The sequence below is a fragment of the Tritonibacter mobilis genome (genome assembly GCF_001681715.1).
Taxonomy (GTDB): Bacteria; Pseudomonadota; Alphaproteobacteria; order Rhodobacterales; family Rhodobacteraceae; genus Epibacterium; species Epibacterium mobile.
Genome location: NZ_LNWY01000023.1, coordinates 1 through 17393 on the forward strand (window position 1 = coordinate 1; position 17393 = coordinate 17393).

Below are 17393 nucleotides of genomic sequence, written 5' to 3' on the forward strand. Positions count from 1 at the left end.
TTGTCAACATGACCTAGGAAAACCTGACGTTCTTCTGGAAAGTCGGCAGACTTGTAAACACACGTGAAAATAAAGCTCGAATTAGAGAACTTGGCTTCAACGAACTCTTCAATAAACATACTGACAAGGCGATCATTGTAATTAAATAGGTTCACCATTATGACTTTCTGTGCCGGATTTTGATTCGGTCAGCTTGGATTGTTTTAGATAGCTTTACATATGCGGAAAGTACCGAGTTTGGAATGCGCACTCTGTTACGTAGCTTTCCCGTTCGGTGACGAAATGTAGCTGTGCTTGAGTCTAACGTCTGTTCTCGTCTGTGTGCATGCAGCAAAATTCTGCTCTGCTCTGCTCTACTCTGCTCTGCTAATTGCTGATACCGAAGCTTTGTAAGAGATGCTTGCTGCGCCTCGCTAACGTCCGTGTCTGACACAGCTTTGCCTTGACTAACGGTGCTGGCTTGAACGCCTATTCGTGGGAGATCTGCAGAGTTCTCTCGCCCTTGTGACGGCGGCTTCGCGGTGCTTCGTATGTAGGTCGTTTTTGGGTTGCAAGCGGTTTGGCGGTATCCCGGTTACGCAGATGAAGTTTCCTAGTTCAGCTAGGCGTGAAGGCAATCAGATATGACATGACGTGTACTGTTACGATGGAGAGACCGACTGCCGCGGGGCGAAGCCGATTAAGTCTTGGTCACTCTCTCGATCCACTCCCAACCTTCGTATCTATCCCCGCGCGTCTGAAGGTGAGTGTAGCGCTGCATTGAAGCCCAAGATCGATGGCCCGAAACTGCTGCAACTTGGGGAATTGTCTCTCCCATCTCAAACAGCCTTGAGATACCTTCATGCCGTAGATCGTGGAACACGAGATCTTCGATCCCAAGCATACGGCAGGCCTCGGTCCAACGCCGGGAAATAACGTCTTTTGATGTTCCGAAAATCAATGCTCGCTTCTTTTCCACCTTGCTCTTGAATGGCTTCATGGACTGCGCGACCTGTAGCGCTGGGGCAGGGAGGTCACACCATACATCGTTGCCCGCCTTTTTGCCGGGGTGCTTCATGTCCTTTATGAAAAGTCGGCTGGTTTCAGGGTCCAGATCGGTGTGTTTTGCGCGGGCAATCTCAGACTCCCGGCGGGTAGAAAACAGTGCAAAGAGGGTAATTTTGTGCATGGGCGCGGAGCCCGGATGGTTTAGGTAACTGGTCTCAAAATATTCCAGGATTGCTTCCAATTCGTCGCGCGTCGGGCGTCTATCTCGAGCTTTGGATCTGCCGGTGATCCCAAGTCGGTTGCACACCGTCATCGCATCAATTGTAGCAGACCGGTCCAGATCAAATCCCCATGCCAGCTTAGCAACCGCAAAAACTGAACTGAGCGCTGATAGGTAGATGTGAACCGTGGAGGGTGATCGTCCACCGTTGGAGAGTTCTTGTGCTAAGGCAACGACCTCCCGACTGCCGATGTCGCTGCAGTGCCGATCTGCGATGTCGAAGTTGTTCAGGATCGTATTCAGTACCTGGCGTTTCGTTGTCCCCATCTCTCGTTTGTGGTTGTCGAGGTAGACTTTGATTGCGTCCGAGAGTCTTCGCCCCTTCATTCTGAGTTCATGGCCCTGACCATTCTCGACAAGCTCTCTGATGTCTTTGGATCTAGATTTTATCCATTGCTCAGCATGTCGTTTCTTGTCGAAAGTACGGTTCTCCCGATAGCGCTCTCCCTTTCGTATAATGTCAATTTGTGCCAGATAGGCCATCGAGCCATCGGCTCGTTTACGTTCAACGACTGGCATGCCCCAACATTCCCCAAAAAATCCCCAACATTGTTGGGGGAACATGCCAGAACGTGCAAAAATATGCAATTATCGGCTAGTTTGACGGTCAAGGAAATCTGACGATGAGAAAAGAAATCGAAGGAAAATCAAGGATTTGGCGGGCTGCGCGGTTGTCGGTAGCGCCTATGATGGACTGGACCACGCGCGAATGCCGATATTTGCACCGTTTACTGTCAAAAGAGACGTTGCTTTACACTGAAATGGTGACGGCACCGGCTCTGGTCAGAGGGCGCGCGCTTCATTTGCTCGACCATGATATTAGCGAACACCCGGTCGCATTGCAGCTCGGTGGGTCTGATCCGGATGAGCTGGCGGAGGCCGCGAAGATCGGGGCTGAGGCGGGCTATGATGAGATCAACCTGAACTGCGGTTGCCCGAGTGATCGCGTTCAATCCGGGGCCTTCGGAGCTATCTTGATGCAATCGCCTGAGTTGGTCGCCGATTGCATGGCGGCGATGGCGCAGGCCGTGGACGTCGAGGTCACCGTAAAATGCCGCATCGGAGTCGATGATCAAAACCCGCAGGACGTCCTGCCAGAATTTCTCGAGAAAATCCGCGCCGCGGGCGTTGATCGCGTCACCATTCACGCCCGAAAAGCCTGGCTCAAGGGATTGTCTCCAAAGGAAAACCGCGACATCCCGCCGCTTGATTATGAGCTTGTTCACCAGATGAAAGCCAGTTTTCCTGACATGCATATCTCGATCAACGGGGGCATTGCGACGCTGGAGGATGCACAGGCGCAGCTGGCGCGCGGACTTGATGGCGTGATGATCGGGAGGGCTGCATACCACCAGCCCGCAGACGTGCTTTGCGCTGCAGATCCGCGCATCTTTGGCACTGGTGAGGTCTCAGACCCGGTTAGCGTGGTGCAAGACATGCTCCCTTATATCGAGCGCGAGATGCAACGGGGGGCACGGCTACATCAGATCAGCCGCCACATGCTGGGCCTTTTTGCAGGGCGCCCCGGCGCGCGGCAATGGCGTCGTCATCTCTCCGAAGGTGCAAGCCGCAAAGGGGCCGGGCCTGAGCTGATTGAGGAGGCGCTCGATCTTGTGATCGCGCGCGCCGCGTAGGGGCCGGGATGCTCGATCATTTCCGGCAATTCGGCTGGCTGCGTTTTCCGATGGACCCGCGCGTCAGATCTTGGGCAGAGCAGGCGCGAGACGCCGCAGCAGATGCAATCTCAGACCCGGCTCACGCTCAATGGCTCGAATGTGAGGGGACGTGGTTCATCGGTGTGGACGCGCTGCCCAATGATGCCGAGGGCCGCCTTCCATCAGGCGCGCCGTTGGAGGGACCTGCGGTTGATTTTATCAGCAAACATCTCGGCGTTCTTCCACCGCTGCACCGCGCACAACTATCCGTCATATACCCCGGCTACCCACGTCCCAGACGGGGGGAAAGCGACGCGGCCTTTGGGTATCGCCGAAATCGCGATGCAGCCCATGTGGATGGGATCAAGATGTTCGGGGGGGCCCGCCGCCGTCGCGTCGAGGAGCCGCATGCCTGGGTTCTGGGGCTACCGCTGAACGTGACCAGTCCCGATGCCGCTCCGCTGGTGGTCTGGGAAGGAAGTCATGAAATCATGCGCGAGGCCTTTGCCAGCGTATTTAAAGGGGTGCCAGCGCAGGAATGGCACCTTGTTGATGTGACCGACGCCTATACCGCAGCGCGCCGTGAGGTGTTTGAGACTTGCAAACGCGTGACTGTTCATGCCGCACCAGGGGAGGCGTATCTGATGCACAGGCTCTGCCTGCATGGTGTGGCGCCTTGGTCAGATGCGGCGACCGTCCCTGAGGGAGAAGGCCGTATGATCGCCTACTTCCGTCCCGAAATGTCGCAGTGGCAGGCCCATTGGCTCGCGGATCTCTGATCCCTGTCTCTATCCATTTCTGCAGCACTAGCGGAGAGTGCCGCGGCCAAATACTGGACGCGGGGCCTCTCTTCTAACACCAAATATCCCCGCCGGAGGCCGCGGGCGTCAGCCCGCTACCTCTTGCGCAGCAAGCGCGCGGCACGTCCACCCCGACGCGCTTTGGGGGCCGCAGATCGAGTCGGCAATGCGGCCATAATCTCGGAGCGTTCCACATCGCTCATTTTCGACCAACGGGTGATTTCGTCGATGGAGCGCGCGCAGCCGGTACAGAGCCGCGTTTCCGGATGGATCACGCAGAGCTTTACGCAAGGGCTCTCAATCTCCTGTCGCTTCCAGACGTCGTCGGTCATGACTTACCCGCTCTTGATGTGGCGCAACCGGTCCAGCGCCCCTTGCAGGATATACGAGGCCGCAACATGGTCGATCACCTCTGCGCGACGTTTTCGAGACGTATCAGCCTCCAGCAGCGCTCTTTCGGCGGCCACCGTCGACAGCCGTTCGTCCCAAAACCCGATGGGCAGGTCCGTCACACGCGACAGATTGCGTGCAAAGGCGCGGGTGGACTGACAGCGCGGCCCCTCAGAGCCATCCATATTGCGAGGCAGACCCAGAATAATGCCATTGATGTCGCGTCCAGCGATGATCTCCAGCAGGCGATTGCTGTCGAGCGTGAATTTCTTACGCCGGATGGTCTCTAGTGGGGTGGCCACCGCGCCGATCCGGTCAGAGACCGCAACCCCGATGGTTTTTTCGCCAAAATCCAGACCGACAAGCGCCGTCATCTGAGGTAGGGTGGCTGCGAAATCCTCGAATGCGTCATGGATCATTTGTTGGCCTCCACCTGCGCCATAGCGGCGTTCAGGATCTCTAGCGCGGCATCATTGTCAGCAAACTGCTGCTTGGCCTCGGCAAAAATTTCGCCTGCTTGCGCGTCGCGCCCCAGCACCCCCAAGGCAGAGATCAGCCGCGCCCATTCCGCCGGGGTGCCGCCTTCGCTCGCCAGACGCTCCGCAAGGCCCGAGACCATTCCCTCAATCACCTGCTGGCGTTCCTCAGGAGACAAGTTCTGCATTGCTTCAACCTGTTCAGCACTGGGGCCGGGCAGGGGGGCTGCGGGTTCTCCACCGGGGGCAATCGGTTCATATTCCACCCCGGCGAGACCTGCCATATCCGGGATTTGCGCCTCAATCGCACGAATCCAGGGCGCGCCAGCAGGACCGTCTTTCAGGGTCTCAGCCCAAATGCGATAGCCCCGGTCTGGTCGCCCGTTCTGCCCCATCATCAGGCCAAAATAATAGCGTGCCCGCCCATCTTCTGGTGTCACGGAGAGCGCCTGAAGCAACAAATCTTCGCTCTCGGGCGAGACATAGCCGCCTGCGGCCATCACTTGCAGTTCGGCCTGATCAATCAGATCCCGCGTGTCGATATCGCCCGACTGCAATTCTATATAGCGGGCCTTGGCCTCATATGCGGCTTTGAAGTTCCCAAGCCGTGCCTCATGCTGAGCAAGCAGGGCCTGACCTTGTGGATCTTCCGGGCGCTGAGCCGTGGCGCTGCGCAATTGCTCCACAAGTTTCAGATAGTTTGGATCAGCCTGTGGCTCAGTTGCGGCGGGCATGCGCGCTTCGGCCTCGGCCTGCGTGGGGCGATTTTCGGCACGTTCTTTTGCCAGTGCCAGCCGCTCGGCAAGGCTGTAGTCCCCATATCCGGGCGCGCCAAGCTGCCAATACAGCCCGCCGGTCCCAAGTGCGATGACCAAAACCATCGCAACCGCCGCGATCCGGCTGGGGCCATTGTCCTGTTCTTTGCCAGCCTCAGCCGCCTGAACCTGTGCATCCGCGGACAGAATGCGGCGCGAGATTTCGGTGCGCAGCCGTTCCGCATCCCCCGTGCTGACGATGCCTCTGGCCACGTCACGGTCCAGATCCTTGAGTTGCTGGCGATAGACACGCAAATCATAAGCGGCAGCGGGTTCGCTCGTACCATTGCGATTGCGCAGCACCACCATTGCCAGCATTGCCGCAAGCATCAGGGTCACAACACCGGTCAAAATCCAAAAAGCCATCGTCTCTCCGCCGTTTGGTTCCATCTATAGGCGCGAGCGCGCGGAAAAAAGCCCTATTGCTGCGACCCGCTGTCCCGCCCCCGACAGGATGTGCAAGACTGCGGCAAGATGCGAACCGGTAGAGCCGTGGTGCAAACCTGCGCCTCATGTCGCAAACCTGACGAAACGCGACGATTAACGGCGCGGTGCTGCGGGCGATCCCGGTCATATCTTGAGGTCAGACACGAAGCATTGGATTCGCTCATGAAACGCTATTCAGCCTTTGCAGTGGCGCGAGAAGGCCTCCGCTACCACAGCGGATGGGAACGCGCCTGGCGCTCGCCCGAACCCAAACGCCATTACGATGTCATCATCGTTGGCGCAGGTGGCCACGGTCTTGCCACCGCCTATTATCTGGGAAAGAACTTTGGCATCACCAATGTTGCGGTGATCGAAAAGGGCTGGCTCGGTGGCGGCAACACCGGCCGGAACACCACCATCATCCGGTCGAACTACCTGCAGGACCCCTCTGCCGCGATCTATGAGAAAGCGCGCAGCCTTTACGAGGATCTGTCTCAGGACTTCAACTATAACATCATGTTCAGTCCCCGTGGCGTGATCATGCTGGCCCAGACCGAACATGAGGTGCGCGGCTACAAGCGCACCGCGCATGCCAATGCGCTGCAGGGCGTCTCCACCGAGTGGATCGAGCCCGCACGTGTCAAGGAACTGGTGCCGATCATCAACCTCGCAGGTCCGCGCTATCCGGTTCTTGGTGGCCTTTGGCAGGAACGCGGCGGCACCGCCCGTCACGATGCGGTCGCTTGGGGCTATGCGCGCGCGTGCTCCGACATGGGCATGGACATCATCCAGCAATGCGAAGTCACCAATGTGCGCACCGAAAACGGGCGTGTTGTGGGCGTCGACACCACCAAGGGTGCGATCGATTGCGATAAACTCGGCATGGTGGTTGCGGGCAATTGTTCTGTGCTGTCCGAAATGGCAGGCTTCCGTCTTCCGGTGGAATCCGTGGCCTTGCAGGCACTGGTCTCCGAGCCGATCAAACCCTGCATGGATGTGGTGGTGATGGCCAACACCGTGCACGGCTACATGTCGCAATCCGACAAGGGCGAGATGGTGATCGGCGGCGGTACCGACGGCTATAACAACTACACCCAGCGCGGCTCTTTCCATCATATCGAGGAAACCGTACGCGCGCTGGTCGAGACCTTCCCGATGGTGAGCCGCCTGAAAATGCTGCGCCAGTGGGGCGGTATCGTGGATGTGACCGGTGACCGCTCGCCGTTGATTTCCAAAACCCCGGTGCAGAACTGCTTTGTCAACGCAGGCTGGGGAACGGGGGGCTTCAAGGCGATCCCCGGCTCCGGCTGGGCGATGGCAGAGCTGATGGCGACGGGGCATTCGAACCTCGCCGAAGAATTCTCCATGATGCGCTTCAAAGAAGGCAAATTCATCGACGAAAGCGTCGCGGCAGGGGTGGCACACTGATGCAGTGCGTCCGCTCTCAATTCGACACAGGCTTTCCTGCCGCAATGTCAGAAGGGAACTTCTGCGTGGGTTCGGGCGTTAAGCCCCCGAATGCACAGAGACGCAGGAGGCAACCATGTCTGATCAAACGCAACATTCGTCCGGTTCCGGCAACGGCGCACTCGCCTTCATCCTTGGTGGTGTGGTCGTCGCCCTCGCAGTCATTGGCTGGATGGTCCTTGGTGGCGAAAACCCGATGGACGAACCCGATGTCAGCATCGAGCTGCCCGGTGGCGGCGTCGTCGAAGGCGAAGTCGACGGCAACTAACCAGTTGGGGCACGCCGCCTCTACTGGTGGCGTGTCCCGCATCTGCGACACGCGTTTGCCCCGACGTGTGACTTTCGCTGCAGCAACGCGCAATGGCAGTGCTGCGACAGGGGCAGCTCCCCGAACTTTTGATCCCGCGACGCTGCCTGCCATATGCGCAGGGCAGGGCGCTGCTGTAACTCTTTCGACGGAGCACGCACAATGCTGATCCTTGAATGTCCTTATTGTGGCGTACGCGCCGAGGAAACCGAACTCCATGGCGGTGGCGAGGCGCATCTGAAACGCTTCGGTCCCGGCTCGACGGATGACGAATTCCATGACTATCTGTTCATGAAGGAAAACCCGCGCGGGGTGCATCTGGAACGCTGGCGTCACGTCAACGGCTGCGGCAAGTGGTTCCATGCGGCGCGTTGCACTCAAACGCTCGAAGTCTTCGGCACCTATAGCGCCCAGACCACCGAACCGCCGCAAGAGATCAAGGACAAGATCTCCGCCAAACGTCCGGGCTGGACCTGGCGCGAGTTCAAGGGCTGATCCTCCATGTTTCATCTTCTCTCAAATATCCCCGCCGGAGGCTCCCAGACCTCCTGCCGCGAAAGGGTCGCATCATGAGCACGCGTCTCGCCAAACAGGGTCGTTTGATCGACCGCTCCAAACAGATCGAGTTTTCCTTCAACGGTAAGAAACTCAAGGGTTTCGCCGGGGACACGCTCGCCTCTGCGCTTCTCGCCAATGACCAGATGCTGGTCGGGCGCTCGTTCAAATACCACCGCCCGCGCGGCCTCGTCGCCTCTGGATCTGAGGAACCGAACGCGCTGGTGGGCCTCGGGTCCGGCGACCGCTTTGAGCCGAACCAGCGCGCCACCACCACCGAGCTGTTCTCGGGTCTTGCGGCCCAGTCGCAGAACCATTGGCCGAGCCTCGAATATGATGTGGGCGAGCTGAACTCCAAGTTCTTCTCCCGCTTCCTCACCGCCGGCTTCTACTACAAGATGTTCATCCACCCGCGCCCCTTCTGGAAGCATGTGTATGAGCCCTTTATTCGCCAGTCCGCAGGTCTGGGCAAAGCGCCCGACAAGGAGTTGAAGGACGCCGATACCTACGAGCACTTCTACTATTTCTGTGATGTGCTGGTGATCGGGGGTGGTGTGGCTGGATTGCAGGCAGCGAAATCCGCTGCGGCATCCGGCGCTAAGGTTCTGGTTCTGGAGGAAAAATCCCATTGGGGTGGTCGCACACCTGTGGATGGCGGCACCATCGAAGGGCTGGACGCCGACGCCTGGATCGCCAAAACCGTTGCTGAGCTTGAGGCGATGGACAATGTCACCCTGCGCACGCGCACCATGGGCGCGGGTGTCTATGACCACGGCTATATCCTTGGCTATGAGCGTCTGACAGATCATGCGCCGGGACAGGGTGGCCCGCGCCACCGCCTGTGGCGCATCCGCGCGACGCAAACCGTGACTGCAACCGGTGCGATTGAACGTCCGCTGTCCTTTGCGGGCAATGATGTACCGGGCGTGATGCTGGCGGCCTCGATGCGCGACTACGTGGTGAACTGGGGCGTGACCCCGGGCCAGAAGGTCGTCGTTGCCACCAACAACGATGACGCCTATCGTACCGCCATCACGCTGCATGAAGCAGGCGTCGAGGTTGTCCGTGTACTGGACACCCGCGAAAGCGGCGGCGGCGATTTGGCCGACAAGGTCCGCGCGCTTGGCATCCGCGTTGAGTGCGGTCGCGCCATTGCAAAGGTCAAGGACGGCAAACGCGTCACTAAGGTCGCCATCTGCGCTCAGAACGGCGAAGGCGGTGCCCGAGAGGAGATCGAAGCCGACGCAGTTGCCATGTCCGGCGGCTGGTCGCCGGTGGTGCACCTGTGGTCCCACTGCGGTGGCAAGCTGACATGGGATGACGCTCAGGCGCATTTCCGCCCCGATCCGGAGCGCGCGCCCACCGGTCATGACGGCAAACCTTTTGTGGTGACTGCAGGCTGTGCCTCTGGTCCGCTTACACTCTCTGCTGTGATGGCGGATGCGGCAGCAGCCGGGGCCAAAGCGGCAGAGGCGGCTGGACGTCCGGCGCAATCGGTGGCTGAGGTTGCGACCTCTGATCTCACTGAAGCGCCGATGGAAGCGGTGTGGATGATGCCCGCCAAGGCCGACATCAAACTGCGCATGAAAACTTGGCTCGACTACCAAAACGACGTCAAGGTCTCTGACGTGCAGCTGGCTGCGCGCGAGGGCTATGAAAGCGTCGAGCACACCAAGCGCTACACCACGCTGGGCATGGCGACCGATCAGGGGAAACTCTCAAATATCAACGGCTTGGCGATCCTTGCGGATAGCTTGGGCGCAGAGATTCCGAAGGTCGGCACCACCACCTTCCGCCCGCCGTACCATCCGATTTCCATGGGTGCGATTGGCGGTGAAGCCCGTGGCGATATCTTCCAGCCGCTGCGCAAAACACCGATGTATGACTGGCACGACAGCCACGGTGCCCATTGGGAGCCGGTCGGCCACTGGCGGCGCCCCTATGCCTATGTGCGCTCGGGCGAAACTGTCCACGATGCGGTCAACCGCGAGGTCAAGAACACCCGCGACAACCTCGGCCTCTTGGATGCCTCCACCCTTGGTAAGCTGATCGTCAAAGGACCGGACGCGGGCAAGTTCCTCGACATGCTCTACACCAATATGATGAGCACGCTGAAGCCCGGCAAATGTCGCTATGGTCTGATGTGTTCCGAGAACGGCTTCCTCGTGGACGACGGCGTGGTTGCGCGCATCAATGAGGACACTTGGCTCTGCCACACCACCACCGGTGGCGCGGATCGCATCCACGCCCATATGGAGGAATGGCTGCAGACCGAATGGTGGGACTGGAAGGTCTACGTCACCAATGCCACCGAACAGCTGGCGCAGGTCGCCGTGGTCGGCCCCAACGCGCGCAAAGTCTTGGAAAAGCTGAACGCGCAGGCGGGCGGCGGTATGGACCTCTCGAAAGAGGCGCTGGCCTTTATGGAGTGGAAAGACGGCGAGATTGGCGGCTTTAAAGCGCGCGCTTACCGGATCTCTTTCTCGGGCGAGCTGTCCTATGAGATCGCGGTCGCCGCCTCTGAGGGGCAGGCCTTCTGGAATGCCCTCATGGAGGCAGGCAAGGAATTTGGCGTCATGCCCTATGGCACCGAATGCCTGCACATCCTGCGCGCCGAAAAGGGCTTTATCATGATCGGCGACGAGACCGATGGCACCGTGATCCCGCAGGACCTTGGTCTGCATTGGGCGCTGTCGAAAAAGAAAGAGGACTACCTGGGCAAACGGGCGCAGACGCGCAGCCACATGGCCGATCCTGACCGCTGGCAGTTGGTGGGTCTGGAGACTGTCGATGGCTCGGTGCTGCCAGATGGGGCCTATGCGGTGGGCAATGGCACCAACGCCAATGGTCAGAAGAACACCATTGGTCGGGTGACCTCCACCTACTACTCCGCCAACCTTGATCGCGGTATCGCGATGGGGCTGGTCAAGCATGGCCCCAAACGCATGGGCGAAGTGATCGACTTCCCCGGCCTTGATGGGAAAATCTACCAAGCCAAGATCGTCGACCCGATCTTCTACGATAAAGAAGGGGAAAAGCAGAATGTCTAAGGCTGTAAGTGCCATGAATGGGGCCAGCTTTGCTGGTCTGGCCAAGGTCACGGAAACCGGTCTGGGCGGTATGATCACACTGCGCGGCGATTTCGCCTCTGCGAAGTTCCAGACGGCGGTCAAGGCCGCCACCGGAACGCAGGTGCCTGCAACGCGCAAGATCGCTTTTGGTGATCGCGGTGCGGCGGCGTGGATGTCACCGGATGAGTTGCTCCTGCTGGTGGATTACGACAGCGCGGATGCGGTCGTCGCAAAGCTGAGCGAAGATCTCGCCACAGAGCACCACATGGCGGTGAACGTCTCCGATGCGCGGGCGTGTTTCGCGGTCAGCGGCGATGCCGCCCGCGAGGTGATTGCCAAAGTTGCGCCAGTGGATCTGGAGGCGGGTCAATTTGAGGCAGGAGATTTCCGCCGCACACGTTTCGCCCAGGTCGCCGGTGCTTTCTGGCTGGATGAAACAGGGTCGTTCCACATCGTCTGCTTCCGCTCAGTTGCGGTCTATATGTACGACCTGCTGTGCACCGCAGCGCACCCGCAATCAAAGGTCGGCATTTACGCCTAAGTTGACGCTTTTGCGCAACAGCATAGCAAATCTCTTATGGCGGCCTTCGCAAAGGCCGCCATTGTTTTTAGAAAAAAACCAATAGAAGCATTTATTGGAGCCTTTTTATGCTCAAGTTCAAAAGCCGGATCGTATTGGCGTGTTTATCACTCGTATTTACTGCGTCATTCGCGTCTGCGGAGACATGGGTTTGCGAATTTAACGATTCCACGCGTCGTGGAACGATCCCCCAGAAGGTGGTCTTTGAACTGCGCCCCGACGGCAGTGCGTTGGTGATGGACCCTTATCTTGTGCATACAGATCAGGCGCCTAAACTTGCGAAATTCGTAAAGAACACGTCAAGCAAACTGCGTGTGCGTTGGCGCGTCGACGATATGCCGTTCAACGGCGGGCTCGCCTCGGACATGGATTTCTCGCTGGTGCACGACAAAGCACGCAACAAGGCTTTTATCACGCTGAATTTGCCGAGTTTCGACAACAGAGACAGTGGCACCGGAAGTTGTGAAGTCGCGAAGTAACCTCCTCTTCAAGTTGGATGTTCTCGCTGACTGTCTGGCGCAGGATCACTGTGCCGGTCCTGATAGTTGCACGAAATACAGTTCGGATTAAATTATTGAAATATAGGTTATTTTCGACCATTTTGGCTGTGCTCTGTCTAGGCACGGGCGCATCGGCGGCACAGCTTGAATGTAAACTGACAAAAGTTTGGTTTGCTCACCCATATTTGCCGACATCGCTGGTCCTTGAGGCGGATGAGCATTTCTTGAACGTGAAGCTGCGTGATGTTCAGATTAAGAACGTAGCAACCAATGACACCGTGGCGAAGGTAGTATATCGCGGCCAAAATCGGTTGCGCATGGAGTGGCCCACCGCAGATTACAAACGTACAGGGCCAGCAGTATTTCCAAATCGTAATACCTTCCGAAATGAGCCAGAGCTTTTCCGCGCGACCTTGTCCCTCGATCTGCGGAATTTAGAATTTAAGGTTGAGATGGAAGATAAGCGATTGGCGGCTCAGTACGGCCAAGCGATTGGAACCTGTAAAAAGTTGCGCTAACGCATTCGATGCAGGGGTGCTGCGCTAACTGAAGTGCACTCTTACAACGCGCCCATTGATGAAATTAGTTTGTGGAAAAATGAAACAACGTCACAAAAGAATACTCCAGATCGCAGCTATATTAGGCCTTTCTCTTTCGTCTCAGGGAGCGCTTGCGTCGACGTTCGATTGCAAGTTGAGTAATATCGGGGTCAAGCACCCCTATCTCGCCGATAGGGTCACTTTTACCGCAGACGCCCGGTTTCAGAACATCACTATAACCAACATCGACATCAAGGATGTAATGACGTCGATTGTGCCCGGTGAACTCGCCAACAGAACAAAAAAACGCGTGCGCATCCGATTTCCGGCCCACAGTTTTGTGATGAACGGGGTGCTCCCCAAACAACCCGGAGCTTATGGTCGTATGAAACCGTCTGAATATCTCTATGAACTCTCAATCTCGCTTTCCGATCAGCGTTACACGATGCGGGTTGTGGATGCGCGATTTGGAATCAGCGATGGGGCGGGGTCAGGGCGTTGTAAGGTAAGCAATTGACTCGGGTTTTCCTGCACTAGCTCTTGACCAAAGCGGTGCTGAGACGCATGTATCCCTCAGGAACGCAACATTAAATGACAGGGGGCCACCATGGCTTTTGAACTTCCCGACCTTCCCTATGCACATGATGCGCTGGCGTCCAAAGGCATGTCCGCCGAGACGCTGGAATACCACCATGACCTGCACCACAAAGCCTATGTCGACAACGGCAACAAGCTGATCGCGGGCACCGAGTGGGAAGGCAAGTCGCTCGAAGACATCATCACCGGCACCTACAACAAAGACGCCGTTGCCCAAAATGGCATCTTCAACAACATCTCGCAGCTCTGGAACCACAACCAGTTCTGGGAAATGATGGGCCCGAACGGCAGCGCGATGCCGACCGAGCTGGAAAAGGCTCTGGTTGAATCCTTCGGCTCCGTCGACAAATTCAAAGAAGAGTTCTCCGCCGCTGGCGCAGGCCAGTTCGGCTCCGGCTGGGCGTGGCTGGTGAAAGACACCGATGGTGGCCTCAAGGTGACCAAGACTGAGAACGGCGTGAACCCGCTGTGCTTCGGTCAGACCGCGCTTCTGGGCTGCGACGTGTGGGAGCACTCCTACTACATCGACTTCCGCAACAAGCGCCCGGCATATCTGTCGAACTTCCTCGACAACCTGGTGAACTGGGAAAACGTCGCCTCCCGCATGTAATTGCGGCTTGAGGACTGACGAGAGAGGCTCCGCCCGGTTTGGGCGGGGCCTTTTTCTATCTAAGCCCCTCTATTTCAGTTGCTTGGCCCATGTTTCGGCCATGGAGCGTGGAACATCCGAAGGCCTTGTGACGTTGGATGACTGAACGGCAATAGAATGGAGGCTCAACATGGCAGAGCGTTTGCGATCCAAGGACGGCCATCAGGAAACCAAGGATATTCTGGGCGAAGAGGGCGAGATCTCTCACGGGGGGCGCAGCGGTGGTCGGCTGGCCCGAGAGATTGCCAGCACAGACGAGAAGAAGCGGGCAATCGAACGTCCAGCCGGGGCAACCCGTGTCACCAAGGCCAATGAACAGGAGGATCAGTCATGAACATTCTGGATCAGGGGACATTTATCCTCGTGACCGATAGTGAAAAGGCGCTGCTTCTGGAAAACATCACGGATGCACAGGACCCGCATTTTGAGGTGCGCAGGAAGGAAGAGCAGGAGAACCCGTCCGACCGCGAACAATCCGCCAACCGTCCGGGGCGGAAGCAGGACACGGGCGTAGGCCAACGGTCCGCGCTGGACGACACAGACTGGCATGAACTGGCCAAAGAGCGCTTTGCAGATGATATTGCGGATTTGCTCTATGAGCGGGCACACCGCGGCAAGCTTGGTCCGGTGATCATTGTTGCCTCACCTCAGCTGCTTGGTGATTTGCGCCCCAAATTGCACAAAGAGGTGCAGGACCTGATCCAAGGTGAGATCCCCAAAACACTGACCAATCATCCGATCACAGAGATCGAACGCATCGTGAAGGATGAACTGGCGGCCTGAGCGCAGATCGCCAGTCGTCTGGACTGACGTCTTAGTGGACTGTTTCGCCCCCGCAGGAATGTCGGGGGCGAACATGTATCTGGATCAGCTTTGCAGGGCCTTCAGGGCTGCGTCAGGCGTATCGGCCCATTGCAGATGCTCAGCATGATCGGCCCCGGCAAAACCCTCGCTGACCACATGTTCCACCAAGGCGCGCAGGGGCTCCCAATAGCCGTCGGTATTGAGCACGACGATGGGTTTGTTGTGCAGTCCCAACTGTCGCCAAGTGATTGCCTCAAATAGCTCATCGAGTGAGCCCATGCCACCGGGCAGCAGAACCACCGCATCGGCGTTGTAAAGCATGACTTTTTTGCGCTCGTGCATGGTTTCGGTCACCACATAGGTTGTGAGATCGCGTTTGCCGATCTCGCGGTTAACCAGATGTTCTGGGATCACGCCAAAGGTCTCGCCACCCGCGGCCTGTGCTGCTCGCGCCACCGTGCCCATCAAACCCACATCGCCTGCACCGTAAACCAGTCGCAAACCGGCATTCGCCAACCCGGTGCCAAAGTCACGGGCGGCAGCCTCATAGGCTGGTTTTGCTCCCATACGAGAGCCGCAATAGACGCAGACGGATGTGACAGCCATGGCGCACCTTTTTCATTTTCAACGGGATTTTCGCGATGTCGCGGAAACATCGTGCTTTGACCCCTCATAGCGGTATTGCTAGGTTTGCTCAACCGAGAGCGCGGCAACAGTGCTCCGGGGCAAAGGGATCTAAAGGAAATAGTCGCAAGATGACGAAGACAAGCGGGATAGGCGCGGGGGCCGGGCTGGCCATCGGCACCGTGGCCACGGTGGTGGTCGTTGGGGGCGGGTTCTTTCTCGCGCGGGGTGGGATGCTGGGCGAAGGCGCCAAGGCAATGGTCGAACGGCAACTGGTGGCTTTGGGCCTTGCCGTGCCGCCTGCGCCCCTGACGTTGCCCGCTGACCCTGCGGTTTCCGATGCGCCTGTGGATGCGGCATCCGCAGATGCGCCGGTGGACGCACCCTCCACGGAGCCTGCGTTTGAACTGAAAGCCCCCAAGCTGGAGGTTGCGCGCTTTGAACCCGATGGCTCTGGAATCGTTGCGGCATCAGCGCAGGTCGGGGTCGAGGTGCAGGTGCTGCTGGATGGTGCGGTGCTGGACACGCAGACGGTGCCGGATGCCGGGGAATTTGTATCCTTTGTCACCATCGACTTGAGTGATGAGCCGCGCATGTTGACACTCCTCGCGCGGCACAATGGTCAGGAACTGGCCTCTGAGGATAGTTTCATCCTCGCACCGATGACAGCGCCGGCAGCCCTAGTGGATGAGATCGCCTCACCAGAGGTGGGGACTGACCGCGATGCATCACCGCCCCCGATTGATGGCCAAGAGGTCGAGACCGCTCAAGCACCGGACCCTGTGCCAGCCCCATCGACCGACACCAGCCCAAGTTTGAGCGACAGCTCAGCACCAGAGCACGTGTCGCAGCCTGAAGAAAACCCGCAAGAGGTCGCGCGCGCTGAAGCCGCTGATGTGGTCCCTGAAACGACTGCTGTATCAGAAGAGGCTGAAACAGCGACCGCCGAGGACACGTCGACTGTCGCAAGAGCCCCTGAGGAAGAGGTGCTCGCCCCCGCACCAGCCCCCGCGCAGGCGGTTGAAACCACCGCATCGGATGAGCCTGCACTGGGATCGGATACCGTTGCACAGGCAGATGACGAACAGGTCTCCGCGCCGCAATCTTCGGATGTGGTAGAAACGTCTGACACAGTGCAAGCGATGCAGGAAACGAATGCCACTGAGACGCAAGCACCAGACATCGCGCAATCCGAGTCTGCGGCTGCACTCAACACGCCGCAACCTGCGCCACAGACCGGGGCGACAAATTCGCGCCCTGCGCCCCAATCTGACGCATCGGTCGCCGTACTGCGCGCGGGGCGTGATGGCGTCACTTTGGTGCAACCTGCGCGTCCCACTGTGCCGGAATTGGTGGGCAAGGTCGCATTGGATACCATCAGCTACACAGATGCCGGTGACGTTCAATTGGCGGGGCGGGCCAAGCCTGACGCCATGGTGCGTGTCTATCTGGACAACAGCCCCGTCGCCGATCTGGAAACCGCAGCAGACGGGCAGTGGAGCGGCAATCTGACTGCGATTTCACCGGGGATCTACACTTTGCGGCTGGATGAGATTGATCCAACCGACGGCATGGTGCTGAGCCGTCTGGAAACGCCCTTTAAACGTGAGGCCCCAGAGGTCCTGCAGCCAGCACTGGCCGCCGATGCAGAGCCGGGTGCGGCGCGTCCTTCCATCCGGGCGGTGACCGTGCAGGAAGGCGATACGCTCTGGGCGATTTCACAGCAACGCTACGGCAGCGGGTATCTTTACGTGCGGGTGTTTGAAGCAAACCAATCCGACATCCGCGATCCAGACCTGATCTACCCCGGTCAGATCTTCACTCTGCCCGAGTGAGGGCTTAGATGAACTCATGATGTGGCGCGCTCCCGT

At 58.4% G+C, this 17393-nt stretch carries 19 protein-coding genes; 14 read left to right on the forward strand and 5 right to left on the reverse strand.

The genetic code is table 11. From position 1 onward, the window contains the following. Positions 1-679: 679 nt before the first annotated feature. The gene (locus tag UB90_RS19415; RefSeq protein WP_065327136.1) at positions 680-1786 is read right to left on the reverse strand and encodes a site-specific integrase; all 1107 of its coding nucleotides are present in this window, start codon (positions 1784-1786) and stop codon (positions 680-682) included. Positions 1787-1890: 104 nt separating this feature from the next. Here UB90_RS19415 and dusA point away from each other — a divergent pair, with 104 nt between their 5' ends. Both dusA and UB90_RS19425 read left to right on the forward strand, forming a co-directional pair. Beyond that, on the forward strand, positions 1891-2901 hold the full coding sequence (dusA, locus tag UB90_RS19420) for a tRNA dihydrouridine(20/20a) synthase DusA (RefSeq protein WP_065327137.1): 1011 nt from the start codon (positions 1891-1893) through the stop codon (positions 2899-2901). Positions 2902-2909: 8 nt separating this feature from the next. Beyond that, positions 2910-3701: a hypothetical protein gene (locus tag UB90_RS19425; protein WP_065327138.1), complete on the forward strand. Its 792-nt coding sequence runs from the start codon at positions 2910-2912 to the stop codon at positions 3699-3701. Positions 3702-3817: 116 nt separating this feature from the next. Here the strand turns inward: UB90_RS19425 and UB90_RS19430 are convergent, their stop codons facing one another. The 3 genes from UB90_RS19430 to ccmI are packed head-to-tail and all read right to left on the reverse strand — an operon-like array spanning position 3818 to position 5769. Beyond that, complete coding sequence (locus tag UB90_RS19430) at positions 3818-4054, reverse strand: DUF1289 domain-containing protein (protein WP_009178636.1); 237 nt, start codon at positions 4052-4054, stop codon at positions 3818-3820. Positions 4055-4057: 3 nt separating this feature from the next. Further along, positions 4058-4531 (reverse strand): Holliday junction resolvase RuvX, encoded by a 474-nt coding sequence (gene ruvX, locus UB90_RS19435; protein ID WP_065327139.1) that lies wholly within the window; start codon positions 4529-4531, stop codon positions 4058-4060. After that, on the reverse strand, positions 4528-5769 hold the full coding sequence (ccmI, locus tag UB90_RS19440) for a c-type cytochrome biogenesis protein CcmI (protein ID WP_065327140.1): 1242 nt from the start codon (positions 5767-5769) through the stop codon (positions 4528-4530). The genes ruvX and ccmI overlap by 4 nt, the downstream gene beginning before the upstream one ends. Before the next feature lie 243 nt (positions 5770-6012). Between ccmI and UB90_RS19445 the strand changes: the two genes are divergently transcribed. From UB90_RS19445 to UB90_RS19495, 11 genes are all read left to right on the forward strand, one after another. Beyond that, positions 6013-7257: a sarcosine oxidase subunit beta family protein gene (locus tag UB90_RS19445; protein ID WP_065327141.1), complete on the forward strand. Its 1245-nt coding sequence runs from the start codon at positions 6013-6015 to the stop codon at positions 7255-7257. A gap of 115 nt (positions 7258-7372) precedes the next feature. Beyond that, positions 7373-7564, forward strand: a complete 192-nt coding sequence (locus UB90_RS19450) for a hypothetical protein (protein WP_005616261.1) — start codon at positions 7373-7375, stop codon at positions 7562-7564. Between the two features lie 201 nt (positions 7565-7765). Further along, the gene (locus UB90_RS19455) at positions 7766-8098 is read left to right on the forward strand and encodes a sarcosine oxidase subunit delta (RefSeq protein ID WP_065323214.1); all 333 of its coding nucleotides are present in this window, start codon (positions 7766-7768) and stop codon (positions 8096-8098) included. A gap of 74 nt (positions 8099-8172) precedes the next feature. Further along, positions 8173-11208, forward strand: a complete 3036-nt coding sequence (locus tag UB90_RS19460) for a sarcosine oxidase subunit alpha family protein (RefSeq protein ID WP_065327142.1) — start codon at positions 8173-8175, stop codon at positions 11206-11208. After that, positions 11201-11770, forward strand: a complete 570-nt coding sequence (locus UB90_RS19465; protein WP_065327143.1) for a sarcosine oxidase subunit gamma — start codon at positions 11201-11203, stop codon at positions 11768-11770. Before UB90_RS19460 ends, UB90_RS19465 begins: the two co-directional genes overlap by 8 nt. A gap of 107 nt (positions 11771-11877) precedes the next feature. Beyond that, positions 11878-12288, forward strand: a complete 411-nt coding sequence (locus tag UB90_RS19470) for a hypothetical protein (protein WP_065327144.1) — start codon at positions 11878-11880, stop codon at positions 12286-12288. 50 nt (positions 12289-12338) lie between these two features. After that, the gene (locus UB90_RS19475) at positions 12339-12827 is read left to right on the forward strand and encodes a hypothetical protein (protein WP_227512122.1); all 489 of its coding nucleotides are present in this window, start codon (positions 12339-12341) and stop codon (positions 12825-12827) included. 58 nt (positions 12828-12885) lie between these two features. Then, positions 12886-13365, forward strand: a complete 480-nt coding sequence (locus UB90_RS19480) for a hypothetical protein (protein ID WP_227512237.1) — start codon at positions 12886-12888, stop codon at positions 13363-13365. A gap of 90 nt (positions 13366-13455) precedes the next feature. Then, positions 13456-14055 carry a superoxide dismutase gene (locus tag UB90_RS19485; protein ID WP_005620166.1) on the forward strand — a complete coding sequence of 200 codons (600 nt, stop codon included), beginning with the start codon at positions 13456-13458 and terminating at the stop codon, positions 14053-14055. A 169-nt stretch (positions 14056-14224) separates the two neighbouring features. Continuing rightward, positions 14225-14428 carry a hypothetical protein gene (locus UB90_RS19490; protein WP_005620167.1) on the forward strand — a complete coding sequence of 68 codons (204 nt, stop codon included), beginning with the start codon at positions 14225-14227 and terminating at the stop codon, positions 14426-14428. Then, positions 14425-14877, forward strand: a complete 453-nt coding sequence (locus UB90_RS19495; RefSeq protein ID WP_005620169.1) for a host attachment family protein — start codon at positions 14425-14427, stop codon at positions 14875-14877. Before UB90_RS19490 ends, UB90_RS19495 begins: the two co-directional genes overlap by 4 nt. An 84-nt stretch (positions 14878-14961) precedes the next feature. On the opposite strand, the gene UB90_RS19500 is transcribed toward UB90_RS19495, so the two are convergent. Continuing rightward, a complete protein-coding gene (locus tag UB90_RS19500; protein WP_065327147.1) occupies positions 14962-15504 on the reverse strand; it encodes an LOG family protein in 543 nt (180 codons plus the stop codon). Positions 15505-15653: 149 nt separating this feature from the next. Here UB90_RS19500 and UB90_RS19505 point away from each other — a divergent pair, with 149 nt between their 5' ends. Continuing rightward, positions 15654-17357, forward strand: coding sequence for a LysM peptidoglycan-binding domain-containing protein (locus UB90_RS19505; RefSeq protein ID WP_065327148.1), 1704 nt, complete (start codon positions 15654-15656; stop codon positions 17355-17357). Positions 17358-17393: the final 36 nt, after the last annotated feature.

Coding starts and splice junctions, on each gene's coding strand:
- UB90_RS19415 (WP_065327136.1), bottom strand. CDS start 1,786: ATGCCAGTCGTTGAACGTAAACGAGCCGATGGCTCGATGGCCTATCTG.
- dusA (WP_065327137.1), top strand. CDS start 1,891: ATGAGAAAAGAAATCGAAGGAAAATCAAGGATTTGGCGGGCTGCGCGG.
- UB90_RS19425 (WP_065327138.1), top strand. CDS start 2,910: ATGCTCGATCATTTCCGGCAATTCGGCTGGCTGCGTTTTCCGATGGAC.
- UB90_RS19430 (WP_009178636.1), bottom strand. CDS start 4,054: ATGACCGACGACGTCTGGAAGCGACAGGAGATTGAGAGCCCTTGCGTA.
- ruvX (WP_065327139.1), bottom strand. CDS start 4,531: ATGATCCATGACGCATTCGAGGATTTCGCAGCCACCCTACCTCAGATG.
- ccmI (WP_065327140.1), bottom strand. CDS start 5,769: ATGGCTTTTTGGATTTTGACCGGTGTTGTGACCCTGATGCTTGCGGCA.
- UB90_RS19445 (WP_065327141.1), top strand. CDS start 6,013: ATGAAACGCTATTCAGCCTTTGCAGTGGCGCGAGAAGGCCTCCGCTAC.
- UB90_RS19450 (WP_005616261.1), top strand. CDS start 7,373: ATGTCTGATCAAACGCAACATTCGTCCGGTTCCGGCAACGGCGCACTC.
- UB90_RS19455 (WP_065323214.1), top strand. CDS start 7,766: ATGCTGATCCTTGAATGTCCTTATTGTGGCGTACGCGCCGAGGAAACC.
- UB90_RS19460 (WP_065327142.1), top strand. CDS start 8,173: ATGAGCACGCGTCTCGCCAAACAGGGTCGTTTGATCGACCGCTCCAAA.
- UB90_RS19465 (WP_065327143.1), top strand. CDS start 11,201: ATGTCTAAGGCTGTAAGTGCCATGAATGGGGCCAGCTTTGCTGGTCTG.
- UB90_RS19470 (WP_065327144.1), top strand. CDS start 11,878: ATGCTCAAGTTCAAAAGCCGGATCGTATTGGCGTGTTTATCACTCGTA.
- UB90_RS19480 (WP_227512237.1), top strand. CDS start 12,886: ATGAAATTAGTTTGTGGAAAAATGAAACAACGTCACAAAAGAATACTC.
- UB90_RS19485 (WP_005620166.1), top strand. CDS start 13,456: ATGGCTTTTGAACTTCCCGACCTTCCCTATGCACATGATGCGCTGGCG.
- UB90_RS19490 (WP_005620167.1), top strand. CDS start 14,225: ATGGCAGAGCGTTTGCGATCCAAGGACGGCCATCAGGAAACCAAGGAT.
- UB90_RS19495 (WP_005620169.1), top strand. CDS start 14,425: ATGAACATTCTGGATCAGGGGACATTTATCCTCGTGACCGATAGTGAA.
- UB90_RS19500 (WP_065327147.1), bottom strand. CDS start 15,504: ATGGCTGTCACATCCGTCTGCGTCTATTGCGGCTCTCGTATGGGAGCA.
- UB90_RS19505 (WP_065327148.1), top strand. CDS start 15,654: ATGACGAAGACAAGCGGGATAGGCGCGGGGGCCGGGCTGGCCATCGGC.